Here is a 17726-nt window from a genome sequence, read left to right on the forward strand (position 1 = left end):
GCCGCATGTTAATTGAACAGACGCGGCAGGCGCATAGGCCAGACGGCTCAAATTTCGATCAGCTGTCGCTTCGGTGAAGCTCGTAGACCGCCATGTTGACGGCAGAGGCCAGATTGAGCGATTCCACCACAGCAGCGCCTGGAATGGTGTAGCGGTGGGCATTCAGCACGCTCAGGCCCTCAGAGGGAACGCCCCGGGCTTCGTTGCCGAACAGATAGCAATCGTGGTCCGTGAAGCTCGAAACACTTATGGGGTCACCGCCCATGTCCAGACAGGCGGTGCGCGGATAACGACTAACGAGCGAGTCCGCGCTCACTTCAGTTTCTACCGGCACATGAAAGATGGCGCCCATGCTGGAGCGCACAACCTTCGGGTTGTAGGGGTCGACACTGCCAGGACTGAGCAGACATCGCATGCCGCCAAACCACGCCAAGGTACGCAAGATAGTGCCGAGATTGCCTGGGTCCTGTACCTCGTGCAGGTAGATGGCTTTTTCGCTTGCTTCCGAAGCCTCAGCAGCAGCCGTCGGCATTGGTACAACAGCGAGGATGCCTTGCGGCGTTTTGGTGTCCGATAACTGTGCCATCTGCCGATGACTGATCAGATGGCGGGGCCAGCGACTAACCCAGTTCTCGTAGGCACTGGTGACAAAGAGCTCGGCCTGCTGCCAGTGAGGGTTGCCTGCAGCAGCTTTTTCAAGCTCCAACACCAGATGCTCACCTTCGACCAGAAAGTACCCGAGTGACTGACGGTACTTCTTCTGATGAAGCTTCTTGACCTCATCCAGCTTCACAGGCTTGTTCCGGTTTGGCGCGCTGTGCTGGCGCTTGCCGCCCTAGCCAGATCGGCCACCATCGCCGTAGCCACCGCCTCTGCCACCTTGATCCCATCAACGCCGGCGGAGAGAATTCCCCCGGCATAGCCCGCGCCCTCACCGGCTGGATACAGGCCACGGGTATTCAGGCTTTGCAGGCTTTCGCGATCGCGGGTAATTCGAACCGGTGAAGAGGTCCGCGTTTCGACGCCAGTCAGCAGCGCATCTGCACGGTCAAAACCCCGCATCTGTCGGCCGAAGGCCGGCAAAGCTTCACGAATAGCTTCAATTGCGTAGCCAGGCAATGATGGTGCGAGATCGCCGAGGCGAATGCCCGGCTTGTAGGACGGCACCACTTCACCAAGCTGTTCCGATGGTCTGCCGGCAATGAAGTCACCGACCAGCTGAGCTGGTGCACAATAGTCGCTGCCCCCCAGCTCGTAGGCTCTCGATTCCAGCTGCTCCTGCAACACTACGCCGGCCAGCGCATCGCCAGGGAAATCCTCTTGCGGGTCGATATTCACCACGATGCCCGAATTGGCATTGCGCTCATTTCGCGAATACTGGCTCATCCCGTTGGTGACGACCCTGCCCGGCTCAGAGGTTGCCGCCACCACGGTGCCACCCGGGCACATGCAGAAGCTGTAGACCGCACGCCCGTTGCTGGCGTGGTAGACGAGCTTATAATCGGCTGCGCCCAATGCTGGATGCCCAGCATATTTCCCAAGGCGGGCGTGGTCGACCAGACCCTGCGGATGTTCGATCCGGAAGCCGATGGCAAAGGGTTTCGCCTCGAGAAACACGCCGCGCTGGTGCAGCATCCGAAAGGTATCGCGCGCGCTATGACCGAGCGCCATCACCACATGAGTGCTCATCAGGCGCTCACCACTGGCAAGTTCAACGCCCCGCACCTGCCCCTCTTCCAGCAAGAGATCGGTAACCTTGTGCTCGAAGCGGATTTCACCACCAAGACTGATGATTTCCTCGCGCATCCTGGATACGACGCCCGTGAGACGGAAGGTACCGATATGCGGTTTGCTGACGAACAGAATCTCTTCCGGGGCACCAGCCTTGACGAATTCAGCCATGACCTTACGGCCGTAGAATTTAGGATCCTTAATCTGGCTGTAAAGTTTTCCATCGGAGAACAGACCGGCCCCACCCTCGCCAAACTGTACGTTGGACTCCGGAGAAAGCTTCTTATTCCGCCATAGTGCCCAGGTGTCCTTGGTACGTCGACGAACGTCCTTGCCACGCTCCAACACGATAGGACGGAATCCCATCTGCGCCAGCAGCAGGGCTGCAAACAGACCACATGGCCCAAGTCCCACGATGATAGGCCGCTCTGACAGCTCAGCCGGCGCCTCAGCGACCGGGTAGTAAGCGGTGTCTGGCGCCGGGCGAACATGGGTATCACCAGCAAATCGCTCGAGTACCGCGGCTTCGTCCTGAACAGTCAGATCGATGATGTAGACGAACTTGATTTCGCTGTTCTTCTTGCGGGCATCGTAGCTGCGTTTGAACACAGTAAACTGCAGCAGTTCGGCATCACGAAGTTGCAGGCGCTCTATGATAGCGGCGCGCAATGCCTGCTCCGGATGATCAAGGGGTAATGCCAGTTCAGTAAGGCGAATCATGATTGGTCCTGGCGGCCGAACAATGGTTCGGCTGCTCGCTGTTCGAAAAGTGCGCCCATTGTACTGTCGTGTTGCATGCTTGTCAGGTTGCCAGCCAGCTTTTGCCGTAGCCGCTGCGGCGAAGTACAATGCGGCCTTTCCCGCAGTGAGCAACAGATACACCATGGCACGTTCCAAAAGCAGCAAGCGCTGGCTCGATGAGCACGTCAACGACCCCTTCGTGAAGCAGGCGCAGCTGGATGGCTACCGCTCCCGTGCCAGTTACAAACTTCTCGAAATCAACGACAAGGACCGTTTGATCCAGCCCAACGCACTGGTGGTCGATCTCGGCTCGGCGCCCGGTGGCTGGTCACAGGTTTCCGCCAAGCTGGTTGGCCACAACGGTAGAGTGGTGGCCTCAGACATCCTGCCGATGGATGCACTTGCAGGCGTCGAGTTCATTCAAGGCGATTTCACCGAGCAAACCGTGTTCGACCAGATCATGGCGACCTTGAATGGCGATCTTGCAGATGTCGTCATCTCCGACATGTCACCCAATATCAGTGGCGTGACCGTCGCCGACCAGGCCGCATCCATGTACCTGCTGGAACTGGCGCTGGACATGGCTTCGCAGGTACTCAAGCCTAAAGGCAGCTTCGTCGCCAAGGTGTTCCATGGCGAAGGCTATGACGACTACATCAAGTCCGTGCGTGAAGTCTTCGACAAGGTCGTGATTCGCAAACCGGACTCCTCCCGTTCGAGATCACGGGAAGTCTACCTGGTTGCAAAGGGATTCAAGGGCGCATGATGATCGATTTCCGCAGCGATACCGTTACCCGTCCCACCGCCGAGATGCGTGCCGCCATGGCTAACGCGGAGGTCGGTGATGACGTCTATGGCGATGACCCTACGGTCAACAGTCTCCAGGCCTACGCAGCAGAGCGGCTAGGCTTCGAAGCGGCACTGTTCACGCCTACAGGCACGCAGGCGAACCTCTTGGCGATTATGAGCCACTGTGGCCGGGGCGACGAATATCTCTGCGGTCAATCCGCTCATAACTACCGCTATGAGGGCGGCGGCGCGGCCGTACTTGGCAGCGTTCAGCCTCAACCGATCGAAAATGAGCCCAATGGGTCGATCGATCTGGAAAAGGCGCGCAAGGCGATCAAGGCAGACGATTTCCACTTCGCGAGAACTCGTCTGCTGTCACTGGAAAACACGATTGGCGGCAAGGTCTTGTCAGTGGATTACCAGCGTCAGGCACGTGCGTTCTGCGATGAGCATCAGTTGCAGCTACATCTCGATGGCGCGCGCATCTTCAACGCTGCGGTTGCCACCGGCTGCGACATCACCGAGATCACTCGCTACTATGACTCTGTCAGCGTGTGTCTCTCCAAAGGGCTCGGGGCACCTGTCGGCTCTCTTCTACTGGGCAGTAAAGACTTCATAAGCAGAGCCCTTCGGCTGCGGAAGATGCTGGGCGGCGGCATGCGCCAGGCTGGTATTCTGGCGGCTGCGGCGCGCATCGCACTTGAGCAGGGCCCGCTGCGCCTGCATGAGGATCATGCCAATGCGGCTTACCTGGCGGCTGGACTCGCTGAAATTCCCGCGCTTGACGTAGATCCGTCGCTCACCAAGACCAATATCGTCTATGCCCGATGTCGGAACAGACGGGCAAATGAACTTAAAAAAGCGCTGGCGGCTCAAGGGATCATCATTACAGCAGGTGACCCTATTCGCTTTGTGACGCATCTCGATGTCGACCGTAGCGCGGTGAATCAGTTGTTGGCGGCGATCGAGCGGTTCTATCGAGAGGGATGACCGGCGCCGGACACAGGCGTCATATGTGCAACATAGGCAGTGATAAAAGCCGTTTCCTGAAAAGCCTTCAAACCGGTGTCGGCAAACGGAATCGGCAAGGGCTGCGCGGACAGCGTGGACTTTATCAGCGCTGGGGGGATGAGCCTCACATCCAGCCCACTCAGATCGACAAGCTGGATCGTCGCTTCGAGTTTAAAACTGATCGCGCCACCGGCAAATTTGCCCTTCGGCATTCGCTCCTTGATCGCGACCGTGCCCACCTCATACTCCGTCATCAGCGCGGCGAGCGCTGCCTGAAACCGTTTCAGATCCTCCCGCGTGTGGTTCTTGTTGAGGCTCAGCTTGCGGATCTTGCACTCAGGCAAGCTGAACTGCCCCCGGTCCAGATCCAAAAGGCACAGCACGGCCTCACTGCCAGTCAGTTCAACGCCACAGATAGTCATATTAGTCTCCCAGATTCACTAACCCTTTAGCGCGAACAACTGCCCGATTACAGCAACTTCCGCTGCGCCTGATACTGTATTGGTTTTTCCCGCCTCGCCGCCAGCCCTGAATTAGCCTAATCTAGACTCAACATGTTCGGAACAAACAATAGGAGCACCGTGCGTATGTTGAACCGTTCACTGTCTGCCGCCATGATCTTCTCGGTCGTGGCTGGCCTTGCTGCCTGCAGCGGCAAAGAAACCATCGAAAGTGATATGGGCATGTCAGATGCGCCTGATTGGGTCAATGAAGGGACGCAGGCCGTCGATGATGATGACGGTCGCTATATTCAAGGCGTAGCGTACGCTCCACCGCTGAATGATCAATCGTTGCAGACATCCACTGCCGATGGTCGCGCCCGAGCCGAGGTGGCCCGTGTGGTCGCAAGCTATGTCGAGAGCACGCTGAACGACTATACCGCCAGCACTGGCGATACAGCAGTGGCCAATATCGAGCAGACAGTCACCAACTCGACACGAACCGCGCTGAACGGTGCGAAAATCAAAGGTCGCTGGAAAGACGAAGACACCGGCAATATCTATTCCTTCGCGGAAATGGATATGGAAGCGCTGGATGATTCGATCACAGCAGCCGGCAAACTCTCCGAGAACTTCAAAAACTACTATTCCAATAACGCCAATGCCAACTTCGAACGCTTCGTGAAAGGAAACGATCAATGAAAATCTGGTGTATTGTTTTCGCAGCCCTGCTGTTCAACGGTTGCAGCACGTCGGTTGAGCGGGTAGACACGAATACGACAATCGACCTCAGCGGTGCCTGGAATGATGCCGATTCACGCATGGTTGCCCAGGAAATGATTCAGGACGCCCTCTCCCGCCCCTGGATCAGTGATTTTACTGGTCGGACCGGCCAAAGACCTGCGGTGATCGTGGGTACAGTTCGCAACCTGAGCCACGAACACATCAACGTAAAGACCTTTGTAGCGGATATGGAGCGCGAACTCATCAACTCCGGTCGCGTGGACTTTGTGGCATCGAGAGACGAGCGTGGCGAGATCCGGGATGAGCGTATCGATCAGGACCTGAATGCCCGTGAGGAAACTCGCAAGGCTGCCGGTCAGGAGTTAGGCGCTGACTTCATGCTCACGGGTCAGGTGAATACCATCATCGACGCTGAAGACAATGAGCAGGTTCGCTACTATCAAGTCGATCTCAACCTGATCAGCATGGCTGACAACCGCAAGGTCTGGGCTGGACAGAAGAAGATCAAGAAGCTGGTCAAGAACGCGTCCATCCGCTACTAATCCGCCCAAAGGTGACGCACTGGATGGGTGTGTTCAGGATTCTGGCAGCGCCGCTGCTGGGACTGTGTCTTGGCTTTCTTCAAGGCTGCACGTCCTGGCAGATCAACGAGCTGTCTAGCGCGCTCCCCTCGGCCGGTCCCGAGGTGACTCTCAAGAAACTCGAGGAGATCGATCCGTCCGATCGTGATCGCGCGCAATACCTGCTGAACCGCGGCACCCTGAAATTCTATAGTGGTGATCTCGATGGTAGCCGACAGGATCTCGAGCAGGCCAAGGCCATCATGTTTTCGCTGGACGCTCTCAGTGTGTCGGAAAACTTCGCTGCGCTGACGACGAACGAAACGCTACGCAGTTATGCAGGCACGCCAAGTGAGCAGGTGCTCGTGCATGCCATGCTGGCACAGGGCTATCTGTTCAGCGGCAACCTGGACGGCGCACGGGTCGAAATGCTGCAGGCGGATGTCACCATGAAGCGGCTCGGGGACGGCGACTCCCTGGGCGGGCAGTTGGCGAGCGTGCGCTTCCTGGCGGGACTGATCTACGAACTGAACGGCGAGCTCGATAACGCAATGATCAGCTATCGCAAGGCCTACGAGATTATCAAGGCACGAGGCACCTCGGTGCCAGAGGCACTCGCTACCAGCTTGCTGAACGTCAGCTCGCGGCTTAATAACGACGAAGAGTACGACAAGTACAGCAGCGAATTTGGTCGAAAGGCGGTATTGCCCAAGGCAGACGAAGGCGAATGGATTGTGTACTACCATGACGGGGTGGTTTCTAACAAGAAAGAGGCCCGCCTCTCGGTATTCGAGCCAAAACTGAAGACTCTGATCAGCGTGGTCATGCCTGACTACCCGCCTTCGCGCTACTATCCAAGACATCTTTCGATCAAGCTACAGAATAGCCATCAGCAAATGCGTACCGAGGTCATAGAACTGATCGAAGCCCGGGCTCGCGAAGATCTCGCTGACAACAATGCCAAGGCGATGGCCGCCGCCACCTTGCGCGCTGTCGCTAAATTTCAGATGGTAAAGGAAGCCCAGAAAAGCGGCGGCGACCTGGGCGGCCTACTAGCCAATATTGCCGGGGTGCTTTCAGAGCAGGCGGATGTGCGAAGCTGGAATATGCTGCCGTCATCCATCCAGGTCGCGCGATTGGTGGCGCCTCTCAACGCTCCACTGCAGATTCCAGGAAAAAATATCGAGCTGCCAGCGCTGAATGAAATTGGCGCTGCTCCGAAGAAAACAAGACGCTACGGTGTTGCATCCGCAAACAGCCTGAATAGCCAAGTGCTCAGTTACCCGCCTCAGAAGAGGCCTGAACCAGTCGAAGGACAGCCGAATGAACAATAAGCCTGTGTTGAGCTCTTCTGTTAACCAGCCGAACACCCCGGCCAATGTGGTCGTATGGCTAAGTCTGTTGCTGATCACCGCCTGTAGCAGCACACCGGAAAGACCAGCGTGGCTGGATAGCGCCGAATCATCATATCCGGCCGTGACCCACCTGACAGCGACAGGCTCAGCCGATGATCGGCAAACTGCTGCAGACCGGGCGATCAGCAATCTGGCGAAGATATTCGAAGTAAACGTCCAGGAATCTTCGACAGACTTCAGCAGCGCCCAGGTCAACGCCGTCCAGGGACAACAGCAGATTACCAACGAACAGAAGATCACCCGGGCAGTCAGCACCGAAACCCGGCAGGTACTGCAAGGCGCTCAGGTCGTCGAGTATTGGCAGAATGAGCAGGGACAGGTTCATGCTTTGGCGGTACTGGCCAAACAGCCTGCAGCGAATCGCTTCCGCCAGGCCATACTGGCGGCTGATGGTGAAATAAAGGATCTGATTGGCTATGCCAGCACCACGGCCAGCAACCCTTTATCCGCGCTCGGGGCCTTGAAGCGCGCTCGTTCCGCACAGATTCAGCGAGATCAGCTGAACCAGCGACTGATGATCGTCGCCGACGGTCGCGGCATCAAGAGTCAGCATGACCAGGCATCAATGGATAGCCTCATTCGTGATGCGCTTGGCACCTTGCCCATAGCCGTAGAGGCCGAAGACCCATCGGTGAAGGCTGAGCTTCAGCGGGCCCTGACAAAACTTGGCGTGAAAACAGTGGCACAGTCGGACTATGTGCTGCGAGGTGCCGCTGACCTGGTACCGGTCAGCAAGCAGCAAGGCCTGTTCTGGTTGCGCGGCTCCTACGAGCTGATGCTGCAGCACAACGACACTGTTCTGGGTAAGCAACGCTGGCCGGTGAAAGTATCTGCAACCAACCAGGACCTGGTACAGCAGCGCGCACGGGATCAACTCAATCAGAAGCTGCCTGGGTATCTGTTCGACCTGTTGTCGAGCGAGACGGAATAGCCTTAGCGCCTGTCATGCGTTCGTAACGCCAGGTTCATCCTGGCCCATTAGTTTGTCCTTGCACGAAATCATCCTGTATTTCATCTGAGGACAAATTGTGAATCAGCATCTAAGTGCAATAGTTTCTGTCGCGTGTCTGGCAGCGAGCGCCCAGGCCCTCGCCCACAAGAATCAGGCCCACAGCCATCTCCCATCTTCGAGTTCCGCTGCCGCGGAACTGGCGAGGGGCGTCGTTTTTGTGGACAAAAACCGGAACGGTACTCGCGATCAGGGTGAGCCTGGCATCAAGAGCGTAAGTGTTTCCAACGGGATTGACGTGGTACAGACGAATGGCCGCGGCGAGTATGAAATCAGTCTGGCACCCGAGTCAGTGCTATTCATTACCAAGCCCGCCAACTTCGATGTTCGGCTAGATGAGCACAACCTGCCCCAGAACTATTATCTCCACTACCCAGACGGCACGCCCGCTGTGGCGGACTGGCAGTACGACGTCATCGAGCCGACAGGCCCACTTCCGGCTTCCATCGACTTTCCGCTGACACCGTCGAAAGCGGAAGACCGTTTCAACGCCATGGCGTTCGCCGATCCCCAGGCCAAAACTGAAGAAGATCAGGATATGGTACGCGAGGATGTCGTGAACGAGCTCGTAGGCAATCCGTTCAACGCCCTGTTCGGAATCGTTGCGGGCGATGTGGTTGATGACACGCTCAGTCTGTACGAACGGCATAACCGGATGTTCGCGCAAATCGGTATTCCCATGTGGAATGTGCCTGGAAATCACGACATCAACTTCGAATCGCCCAATGACAAATATGCTAATCAGACATTCACCAAGCACTTTGGCCCCACCTATTACTCGTTCGACTACGGCCAGGTTCACGTAGTTGCGCTGGATAACGTGCAGTACAAGGGCAAGGACCAGGGTCGTTATGACAACACCATCTATCGCGGCTATATCTCCGAGGAGCAACTGCAGTGGCTCGAAAACGACCTGAAATTTGTAGCCAAAGATAAACTCATCCTGATTACGACCCACATCCCCCTCATCACCTACGCCCTTGATGGCAAAGGCGAGCGTTATGACATGGGCGATAATATCAACACGATCAACCTGGACAAGCTGATCGAGATACTCAAGCCCTTTGACAGGATCTACGCAATCGCAGGTCATGACACCAGCAACAGCTGGAAGGTCGAAATCGACCACACTCACGGCTGGTACGGCACGCCATGGATAGCACATACACTGGCAGAAGTCCGGGGCAATGGCTGGACGAAGGGCCCACGCGACGCACGGGATGTGCGTGCAGCAACGATGCAGGACGGCAACCCGAATGGCTACTACGTCCTTCGGTTCGATGGCACCAGGGTTCAACCACGCTTTATTCCATCGGGAGAGAAAGGAAATCTGCAGCCACGCATGAGAATAGTTCTGGATCCCTTGCTTGACGGCACGACCGACGCCAACGGCGAGATCGTCGCTATCAACAGAGGCAGGCTGAAGCCCGGCACCAAAGTGGTGGTAAACCTGTTTGATGGAGGCGAACGTGATGCAGTTGCGTTGTCATTAGACGACGGGCGACTGACACCAATGGTAAACGTGCTTCGCACAGATCCATTCATGGAGCGTCAGAGCGCCGAATTCGCGGACACCCCAGACTCATTTTCTTCGCCCGTGCCATCGTCCCACATCTGGGAATACGCACTACCGAACGATCTGGCTCCGGGACTTCATAAAGTCGTCGTGGTATCAAAGGATGAGTTTGGCCAAAAGGCGATGGACACATTCACCTTCGAATTGCTGGCCGACTAAGCCCTGTTCCGCGTTGGATACAGCGCCCGGTCGGCCAAACTGACGAACCGGGCGTCGCACATGAGGGCTGGATCGATGATCGGGACTGACTCGCCTTCGTGGACAAACCCGGACAGCAGAACATCCTTCCAGAAGCCACAGCGGCTTGGCTGAAAGCCCTTGACGTCATCATCCTTGATGGTGATCCGCTGCGGCGCGCTGCGGATAGCCAGACCAATCAGGGGCGCCTCTTCGCCTGCCTGCAACAGCAGTACATGGGCCAGGTTGTTGGCGTTTCGACCGACCTGAAAAACGGGCGCAAGCACACCCTGCCACTCCAAGACGTGCTTGCATGAAGGTGGTGCCAATGGAACCGGCAGCAGGGTGGCATCAGCCACATATTCTTTTAGAGATACATCCGCGAAGGCCACGTCGCGCCCTCCCCGGGCTCTAACCAGCCAGACGTTCAGCATTGCTGTGTTGCTCATCGCAGTAGCCTACCTTTTCGAAGAAGTTGATGATGCGATCTACGCTGATGACAGGCAGCCATTGGTTTTCATGCTTCAGAAGGCCGATCACGAGGGCGTAAGGGGGTAACATGAAAGACGGCAGCATCTGTAGCGTGCTTTCGCTACGCAGCTTGACCACTGAACTACAGCTCAGCGCAATGCCCATGGGGGACTCGTCCCCTGTCGATTTGAGGACAAGACAGTTCCTGTCCTGCGCCTGCACGCCCATCGCCGGCAACAGGCCGTCCTGCAGACTGTAGACCGGATAGAGCGCGCCTTCGTAGGCCAGCCCGGCAATGCCCGCCGTCTCGCATACGTCTTCTACGGAGGCCATGAATCTGACTTCTGCAGCCGGTAAACAAAGGCGCTGACCAGCGCATTCGAGCAGGTAGTAGTGCCGCGGTTCGATTGTATTCATCGCAGAAACCTCTGAATCGTGTCGATCAGCGCATTCTCGTCATAGGGCTTGGTGGCGTAAGCGCTCACGCCCACTTTTTGCGCCAGCTGACGATGCTTCTCCTGGCTACGGGAGGTAAGCATGACGATGGGCAAATCGTTACCTGTCGGCTGCTGGCGAATGTGCCGAGTCAGTTCGAGGCCATCCATGCGCGGCATCTCCATATCTACCAGCATGAGCTGGGCGGGGGCGACGCGCTGCTTCTCCATCGCATCGACGCCGTCGCTGGCGGTCTCCACCTCGAAGCCCATGTCCTGCAACAGTTGTTTCAAGGTGCTGCGAACGCTCAGCGAGTCATCCACCACGAGAATGCGCTGGCGTCGGATCTGTGGACCACTCGAAGGCGCAGCCATTCTCGACCTGCCACGCTCGGCCATACCCGACCGGTCAGCCGATGCGGTCAACAGCTCGTTCAGGTTCAGAATCGGCACCATCGAGCCATCGCCGAGAATCGTGAGCCCCAGCAGTCCGAACAACTGCGGTGCGAGCTTGCCTGGCGACCGTGCCACCAACTGCTCACCAGTGAGCAGGCGTTCTGCACCGACAGCCACCAGTTTGTCACCCAGCTCGAGCAGCAGCACAGGCTGTGTCTCGTCGGGCACCTGGTTCACGGCTTCTCCGTAGAGAACCTTCGCCAGACTGTAATACGGGCACAGCTCATTGCCGACCGACAGGAGCCATTGTCCCGACATTTCGCGCAGCAGGCCCTGCGCGGTTGGCAGCGCTTGCCGGATAGAGGCTGTCGGTAGTGCAAAGGTGCGCCCGCCCGCTTCGACCAGCAACATGTACTGGGTAATTTCCTTCACTGGAATCCGCAGCTGCCAGGCGCAGGTGTTTTCCTCGAGTTCACATCGAGCACTGCCGCCGAGCAGTTCGGCGGTATACTTCACCGCATCCAGACCGATTCCGCGACCGGAAACCTGGGTCACTTCTTCCCGGGAACTGAACCCTGGCAACCAGAGCAGTTGAGCCAACTGTTCCGGGCTGGCATGTCCATGTCCTGCCGGCAATAGTCCCCTCGCCTCGGCACGGGATTGGATAGCGGCCAGATCCAGACCACCCCCATCGTCCTGCACGCGCACGTCCAGGAAGCGGCCAGTCTGTTCGAACACGATCTCGACGCGGCCTTCAAGGGTCTTGCCGGCTTCCAGGCGACGCTCGGCCGACTCGATACCGTGGTCCACGGCGTTTCTCAGCAGATGCATCAGAGGACCGGCCAGCTGTTCGAGCAGCTCACGGTCGACCTTCAATGTTTCGCCTTCGATGACCAGACTGGCATGTTTGCCGGTCATGCGACTGGCCTGACGAACACAGCGCTGCAACCTGCCTGTCAGCGTGCTCACCGGCACCCTCTGGCGCGCCAACAGGGTGTGCTGCAGCTGATCGATATGACGATGCTGCTGTCGCACGAGTGCATCCATCTGCAACAGTTGGCTCTGTAGTTTTCGATTCAACTCGCAGACGTCTGCCACGACTTCGAAATACTGATGAGTACTTCGATGCAGCTCGTCGTAACGGTCCATCTCCAGCGGGTCGAGACCATGTTCATCGATGCTTTCGTTGCGCTGCGGCCGAGCCTGGCTGCGGCCCGTGACCAGCATTTCCAGCTCGGTACGGCGCTGACTGAGTCGGCGATCCTGATCGCTGATGCCACCACTGGTCAACTGCAGGCGCTTATGCAGCTCGCGGGCCTGGACGTTGTTGATGCTCATTTCTTCGGTCAGTACCAACAGCTTGTCATACGCCGCATCGTCGTCCTCGCCCACTACCACAGGTACCGGTGCGTGGACTGCCTCAGGGCTGATGACTTTCAGCGCCTGGGCAGACTCCTTAACCAGATCAGCCGCCGGTTCATCGTCGGCTAGATGAGCAGCATCAACAGCCGCTGCAGGTTCGACACCATCCTGTATTTCCCGCCAGTTGGTCAGAGACTGCAACACAACCAGCCGGTTTGCCGGCAACTCATCGCGCCCCAGCAGGTAATCCACCATGGCGCTTACACAGTCGGACGCTTCCATAAGCAGGTCCTGCAGTGCCGGGCTCGGGCGCAGGCCCTGCTCGTCCCACTCATCGAATACCGCTTCAAGGGCGTGGCTGAGGTTGGCTACGCCCTTGAGACCCAGCAGGTTTGCAGAGCCTTTCAGCGTGTGGCTTGCTCGCTGAGCCTGCCGCACCAGTTCAGAGCCCTCGCCTGCGCCACTGACCAACTGGCTGAGCGCCTGGTGCAGCGAGCGAGTCTGGGCAGGCGCGTCCTGCAGGAAGGCCTCCATAACCTCAAGACTGACCTCATCACTGACATCCAGTGCGACATCGACGTCGCCAAGCACCTGGGGGGTCTGCTCGCCGAGCTCTTCCTCAGGCAACTCAGGCGACATCAAGGCGCGCAATAGGTGCTGCGAACGCGCCGGTGCCAGGCTCTCGCTCCAGCGGCTGTCCTCCAGGTAATCCAGCAGCTTGAGGCAGGCTGTCTCGGGCGCACCGTCCATGAGGTACGGTCGCAGATTTGCCTGCCACAGTCCCAGCATGGCGATCGGTGCCTGCTCATGACCTTGTGAATGATGCGGTACGCGATCGGCCAGCAGGTCCATCATATCCTGCAGACCGTGCAGGCCAAGATAGCTGCAGCTCTCGCCCAGGTCTCTCAGCATGCGGGCGTAATCATCGGCCGACTCAGGCAGGCCGAGTAATAGTTCATCGAACTCCGTCTGGAGCGACTCGATTTCCTGCCACAAATCCTGCAGCGTCCGTTGGTGAGGCTCGCTCAGGGCTGATTCAGCCGACGCTTCAATGAGTAAAGTCGGCGATTGTTGCGGCAGGTCCACAGGCGCCAAGCCATTTACATCCGCAGTATCGTCCTCACCCTCGAGGCTTTGTTCTGCGAGACTGTCACTCAGTTCGCAGAGCCAGCGTGCAAGTTCAAAAACTTCAGCGGCCGGCACGTCGCATCCCGACAGCGCAGTCTGGCGAGCCAGGCATTGCGTACCGAGCTCCGGCATGCCGGCCATGTCCAACAGCATGGCGGCGTTATCGAGCACCGCCTCGACCACGTCCGCCGCCAGTGCGGGCGATTCACCCAAGGCCTCCAGCAGCTCGCCGGTACTGGCCTGCATCACTTCCACTGCGGCGTCCAGCGACGCCTGACTCTGCGTACTCATTGCCTACCTCACTTGTGGCTGCGCTGACCTTGGAACTACCCGATCTTGCGTTCGTTCCGGGGGGCCAGTTCTTCCATGGTGCTGCCACGTGGGGCTTCCAGCCTTGTGACGGGGGCCGCTTCGGCCAGACTCAGACCCAGGTCCATGATGCCCAGATCAGGCAGCTGGAACAGACCGACGGTCTGCTGCAGCACACCTGAAGCCGCGCGCAGGTGCTGCGTGTGGACAGACTGTCGTTTGAGCTCCTGTCCTGTTACGCGAGTGCTCTTCTCGATCTTGTCCGCTTGGACTCTCAGCGCTTCCGCTTCCTGCGCCTGGAGGATGGAACTTTCGGCGATGCGCTGTACCGCAGCCACCAGCTCACGTGTGGTCTGCTGGGTTTCCTGCATCTGGGTACCAGCCTGTGCCGCTCGGCGTGAACCGTTGACAACCTGGGTAATACTGCCGTTCATGTTGCTTACCGCGTCCGCTGTTTCTGACTGGATGCTGCGAACCAGGGCGCTGATCTGTGATGTCGAACTGCGCGAGCTCTCCGCAAGACGCTGTACTTCGTCCGCAACGACCGCAAAACCACGTCCCGCATCACCAGCTGCAGCGGCCTGCATACTGGCGTTCAGCGCCAGTACGTGGGTTCGTTCAGCGATACTATTGATGATGTCGATGATGCCGCTGATTTCCTGCGATCGCTCACTCAGTCGCTTGATGCGTTTTTCCGTTTCGCTGATCGCGTCACGGATTTCGTCCATGGACTCGATGGTGGTGCTTACTGCCTCCTGGGCCTTGTCCGTAGAGCCAGAAGCATTCTGCGCGATCACGTTACAGGCCTGGCCCCATTCAGCGATCTGGTTCATCTGCTGTGAAGCGGCTTCGAGTTTCTTGATGGCCTGCACGACCAGCAGACGTTCCTGGGCAGCAACGTTGGTCACCTTGCTGGTCTGCTCATCAACAAGGACACTGGACGCTTCGACCAGGTCACCGATCTGACGAACTTTCACAAGTGCTTCGGCCGTTTCCTTCGTTACCAGGTTGAGGGCGTCCGCAACCGGGCCAGTGATGTCCTCACGCACCTGCAGACGCGTTGTGAAATTTCGCTCGCTCAGCGAGGCTGAACCTTCCAGCAGTTCGATAACCGAATCGTTGAGGGCATCGTTTTCTTTCTCGATGCGAACCAGGGTCGCCACCTTGTCGTCCAGCAGCTGGTCGAGGGCAAGGCCAAGTTGTGCCAGCTCATCGCCGCCTTTGAGTTCGGTCCGGGCGGTGTAGTCGTCTTGCTGCACCCGGCTAACCGTGTCGGCGATCGTGGTGATAGGGCCTACGATCGAGCGGCGAATCATTGTACCCAGCGTGAGGGCGCCCATGAGGCTGAGGAGAATAATGATACTACCAGCATATAGGACGTTAGACAGGGTACTCTCGGACTGCGCAAAGGCCTCTTCCGACTGCGCGTTCAAGCGCGCGGAATAGCTGGTGGCTGCTGTGAGGAAAGGGTCGATCAAGCTATTCAGGTCGTTCAGAATGAACAGCTCCAGTGCCGCCCTTGACTGGTTTGCATCCAGCTGCTTGAAGACGTCGAAAGCCTCTCTAACGCCGGTAGATGTGGCGACCATCTGCCCCAGACTCTCGGTCCGGTCAGTATTGATGACACCCTCTTCCGCACCGAGCTGCTGCCACTGCTGGGCGAAGCTGGTACGGGCGTCTGTAACGCGTGTCTGCGCTTCAGACCAGGTCATGACACCCGAGTTCAGGTTGTTCAGGGTGGCCACGAAGTTCTTCTGCAGTCCACTGATCAACTGGGTTAATTGTGTGGTCTCAGTCACTTTGCCGTGCAGGTTCTGGGATGAATCCCGCGCAAGGTTTAGGGCGACGAAAGCCAGTATCGCTGTAACCAGCAGCGCGCCGGTCATGACACCGATCAAGGTCATGAGACGTTGACCGATCATGAGCCGGGACAAAGACTGTCCCGGCATTTTCAAAGAAGGCATTCTGATGTTCATGTGAACCTCCCGGTTCGATTCCGCAAGTCTTGAATATGAGTGCTAATGTTCAGTGCGTTCTACAGCATGCGAGACCAGAGACCGGCATCCATTGGCTGGAAGGCCTTGTCCTGGAAGTAGGTCACGCTGACGAGATCCGAGGCCTGGTTATCGCCAGTGAGATCCATCAGCAGACCGCCGAGATCGAACTGGCTATTGCGGGCTTCCTGAACAAACTTCGCGCGGGTGATGTCGCCTTCGACCCGATTCATGATGGCCAGGAACAGCTTGCCAACGATGTAGCCTTCAAGGCTGACGTAGTTGTATTGAGCGCCCAGGGCTTTGCGGGCGTCGTTCAGGATTGGCAGATCGGCGTCCAGTGGGGGGACCACCTGCGTCACGATGACGCGATCACGCACGCCGAACTGGTCCAGGGTTTCACCAAGGTTCTCCGTGCCGGTGAACGACACGGCGCTGATAAGCCAGTTATCGCCCTTGCCGCGAGCATAGGCGGCGAAGCGTCCTATTGCAGGATAGGCACCAACCGTGACCACCAGGCGACACTTTGACTCGTTAGCGGTTTCCCACTTCTTCAACGACTGGTAGCCGTCGCTCGAGCTCAGCGTATTGCGTTCATAAACGCCTACCGGTCCAATGCCGTTGCGCGATGGTGCATCCCCGCTCTGAGCGAGAATATCATCCAGCTTTTCTATGATCTTGCCGGTGCCAGGCTGGCTGCGCAGTGCCCGCTTGATGCCTTCTACACCGGCCATACCGTAGGCGTCGTTCTGGACATAGGCACAGACTTCGGCGGGCCTGAGCCCGGCCTGAATGGCGCTGTCGATAACGGCTGCCGTCTCCTGGATATAACTGGCGCGGTAGTTGATTACACCCTCCTTGCCGGTGCGTAGCAGGCCAGCACCGGTAAAGAAGCCAAAGGCCGGTACATTGTATTCATCCAGAATCGGCAGAGCCTGCTGGGCAGTAGGGGTACCCACATTACCCACCATCGCGAAAACACCCTGATCAAGGAGCTTTCGCGTCTGGCGGACAGTGAGTTCCGGCGAATAGGAGTCGTTCAGGGTGACAAACTCGATGCGCTTGCCCTGCACCCGCTCGCCACTAAAGGCAGCTTCGATACCGGCACGCATGCCCAGACCGAGGCCCCTGGAATGGCCCTCGAGATCCATGACGCCGCCCACACGAATCCAGTCCGGATTAATACCTGGCTCGGTAGCACTGACTGTGGTCGCACCGAGCCCAATGAGCAGACTGCCCATCATGCTGACGACGAAAGGGATCTTCCTTTGATGTTGATTCAACTTTGCTCTCATAACTTGTCTGTCTTTCGACAGCCTCCACTGTGACCTGCCCGTCATTTTTCGTGCTGTGGGGGCTATCCTCAGGCAAAAGGGCGCCCCTTCGGACCGACTGAAGGCCTGTCCGTCTATAAAAGTCATTTCGGATTTTCTAATCTG

Annotated in this window: 15 protein-coding genes; 7 read left to right on the forward strand and 8 right to left on the reverse strand. The window is 57.8% G+C overall.

From position 1 onward, the window contains the following. Positions 1-58 precede the first annotated feature (58 nt). Complete coding sequence (locus ACH3PB_RS07290; RefSeq protein WP_416398772.1) at positions 59-793, reverse strand: TrmH family RNA methyltransferase; 735 nt, start codon at positions 791-793, stop codon at positions 59-61. Next, on the reverse strand, positions 790-2451 hold the full coding sequence (locus tag ACH3PB_RS07295; protein WP_416398773.1) for an NAD(P)/FAD-dependent oxidoreductase: 1662 nt from the start codon (positions 2449-2451) through the stop codon (positions 790-792). The genes ACH3PB_RS07290 and ACH3PB_RS07295 overlap by 4 nt, the downstream gene beginning before the upstream one ends. 163 nt (positions 2452-2614) lie before the next feature. On the opposite strand from ACH3PB_RS07295, the gene rlmE reads away from it, so the two are divergent. Beyond that, a complete protein-coding gene (gene rlmE, locus ACH3PB_RS07300; protein WP_416398774.1) occupies positions 2615-3238 on the forward strand; it encodes a 23S rRNA (uridine(2552)-2'-O)-methyltransferase RlmE in 624 nt (207 codons plus the stop codon). Next, positions 3238-4251 (forward strand): low-specificity L-threonine aldolase, encoded by a 1014-nt coding sequence (ltaE, locus tag ACH3PB_RS07305; protein ID WP_416399428.1) that lies wholly within the window; start codon positions 3238-3240, stop codon positions 4249-4251. The genes rlmE and ltaE overlap by 1 nt, the downstream gene beginning before the upstream one ends. On the opposite strand, the gene ACH3PB_RS07310 is transcribed toward ltaE, so the two are convergent. Further along, positions 4236-4694 (reverse strand): DUF3010 family protein, encoded by a 459-nt coding sequence (locus tag ACH3PB_RS07310; protein ID WP_416398775.1) that lies wholly within the window; start codon positions 4692-4694, stop codon positions 4236-4238. The two genes, ltaE and ACH3PB_RS07310, sit on opposite strands and share 16 nt — an antisense overlap. 165 nt (positions 4695-4859) lie before the next feature. On the opposite strand from ACH3PB_RS07310, the gene ACH3PB_RS07315 reads away from it, so the two are divergent. The 5 genes from ACH3PB_RS07315 to ACH3PB_RS07335 all read left to right on the forward strand — a co-directional run bounded on the left by ACH3PB_RS07315 (position 4860) and on the right by ACH3PB_RS07335 (position 10175). Next, positions 4860-5414, forward strand: a complete 555-nt coding sequence (locus ACH3PB_RS07315) for a hypothetical protein (protein ID WP_416398776.1) — start codon at positions 4860-4862, stop codon at positions 5412-5414. Continuing rightward, positions 5411-5998, forward strand: a complete 588-nt coding sequence (locus ACH3PB_RS07320) for a penicillin-binding protein activator LpoB (RefSeq protein WP_416398777.1) — start codon at positions 5411-5413, stop codon at positions 5996-5998. The genes ACH3PB_RS07315 and ACH3PB_RS07320 overlap by 4 nt, the downstream gene beginning before the upstream one ends. Positions 5999-6021: 23 nt before the next feature. Then, positions 6022-7350: a COG3014 family protein gene (locus ACH3PB_RS07325; RefSeq protein WP_416398778.1), complete on the forward strand. Its 1329-nt coding sequence runs from the start codon at positions 6022-6024 to the stop codon at positions 7348-7350. Beyond that, a complete protein-coding gene (locus ACH3PB_RS07330) occupies positions 7340-8362 on the forward strand; it encodes an LPP20 family lipoprotein (RefSeq protein ID WP_416398779.1) in 1023 nt (340 codons plus the stop codon). The genes ACH3PB_RS07325 and ACH3PB_RS07330 overlap by 11 nt, the downstream gene beginning before the upstream one ends. A 97-nt stretch (positions 8363-8459) precedes the next feature. Next, positions 8460-10175 (forward strand): calcineurin-like phosphoesterase C-terminal domain-containing protein, encoded by a 1716-nt coding sequence (locus tag ACH3PB_RS07335; protein WP_416398780.1) that lies wholly within the window; start codon positions 8460-8462, stop codon positions 10173-10175. Here ACH3PB_RS07335 and ACH3PB_RS07340 read toward each other — a convergent pair. From ACH3PB_RS07340 to ACH3PB_RS07360, 5 genes are read right to left on the reverse strand one after another with little or no spacing between them, the layout of a single operon-like run. Further along, positions 10172-10642 carry a hypothetical protein gene (locus ACH3PB_RS07340; RefSeq protein WP_416398781.1) on the reverse strand — a complete coding sequence of 157 codons (471 nt, stop codon included), beginning with the start codon at positions 10640-10642 and terminating at the stop codon, positions 10172-10174. The genes ACH3PB_RS07335 and ACH3PB_RS07340 overlap by 4 nt on opposite strands. Next, positions 10605-11081 carry a hypothetical protein gene (locus ACH3PB_RS07345; protein WP_416398782.1) on the reverse strand — a complete coding sequence of 159 codons (477 nt, stop codon included), beginning with the start codon at positions 11079-11081 and terminating at the stop codon, positions 10605-10607. The genes ACH3PB_RS07340 and ACH3PB_RS07345 overlap by 38 nt, the downstream gene beginning before the upstream one ends. Then, entirely contained in the window at positions 11078-14275 is a 3198-nt protein-coding gene (locus ACH3PB_RS07350; RefSeq protein WP_416398783.1) for a hybrid sensor histidine kinase/response regulator, read from the reverse strand. Before ACH3PB_RS07350 ends, ACH3PB_RS07345 begins: the two co-directional genes overlap by 4 nt. Before the next feature lie 35 nt (positions 14276-14310). Beyond that, on the reverse strand, positions 14311-16269 hold the full coding sequence (locus ACH3PB_RS07355; RefSeq protein ID WP_416398784.1) for a methyl-accepting chemotaxis protein: 1959 nt from the start codon (positions 16267-16269) through the stop codon (positions 14311-14313). A 59-nt stretch (positions 16270-16328) separates the two neighbouring features. Then, entirely contained in the window at positions 16329-17570 is a 1242-nt protein-coding gene (locus ACH3PB_RS07360) for an ABC transporter substrate-binding protein (protein WP_416398785.1), read from the reverse strand. Positions 17571-17726 lie beyond the last annotated feature (156 nt).

The organism is Allohahella sp. A8 (assembly GCF_047946665.1).
GTDB lineage: Bacteria > Pseudomonadota > Gammaproteobacteria > Pseudomonadales > Oleiphilaceae > Allohahella.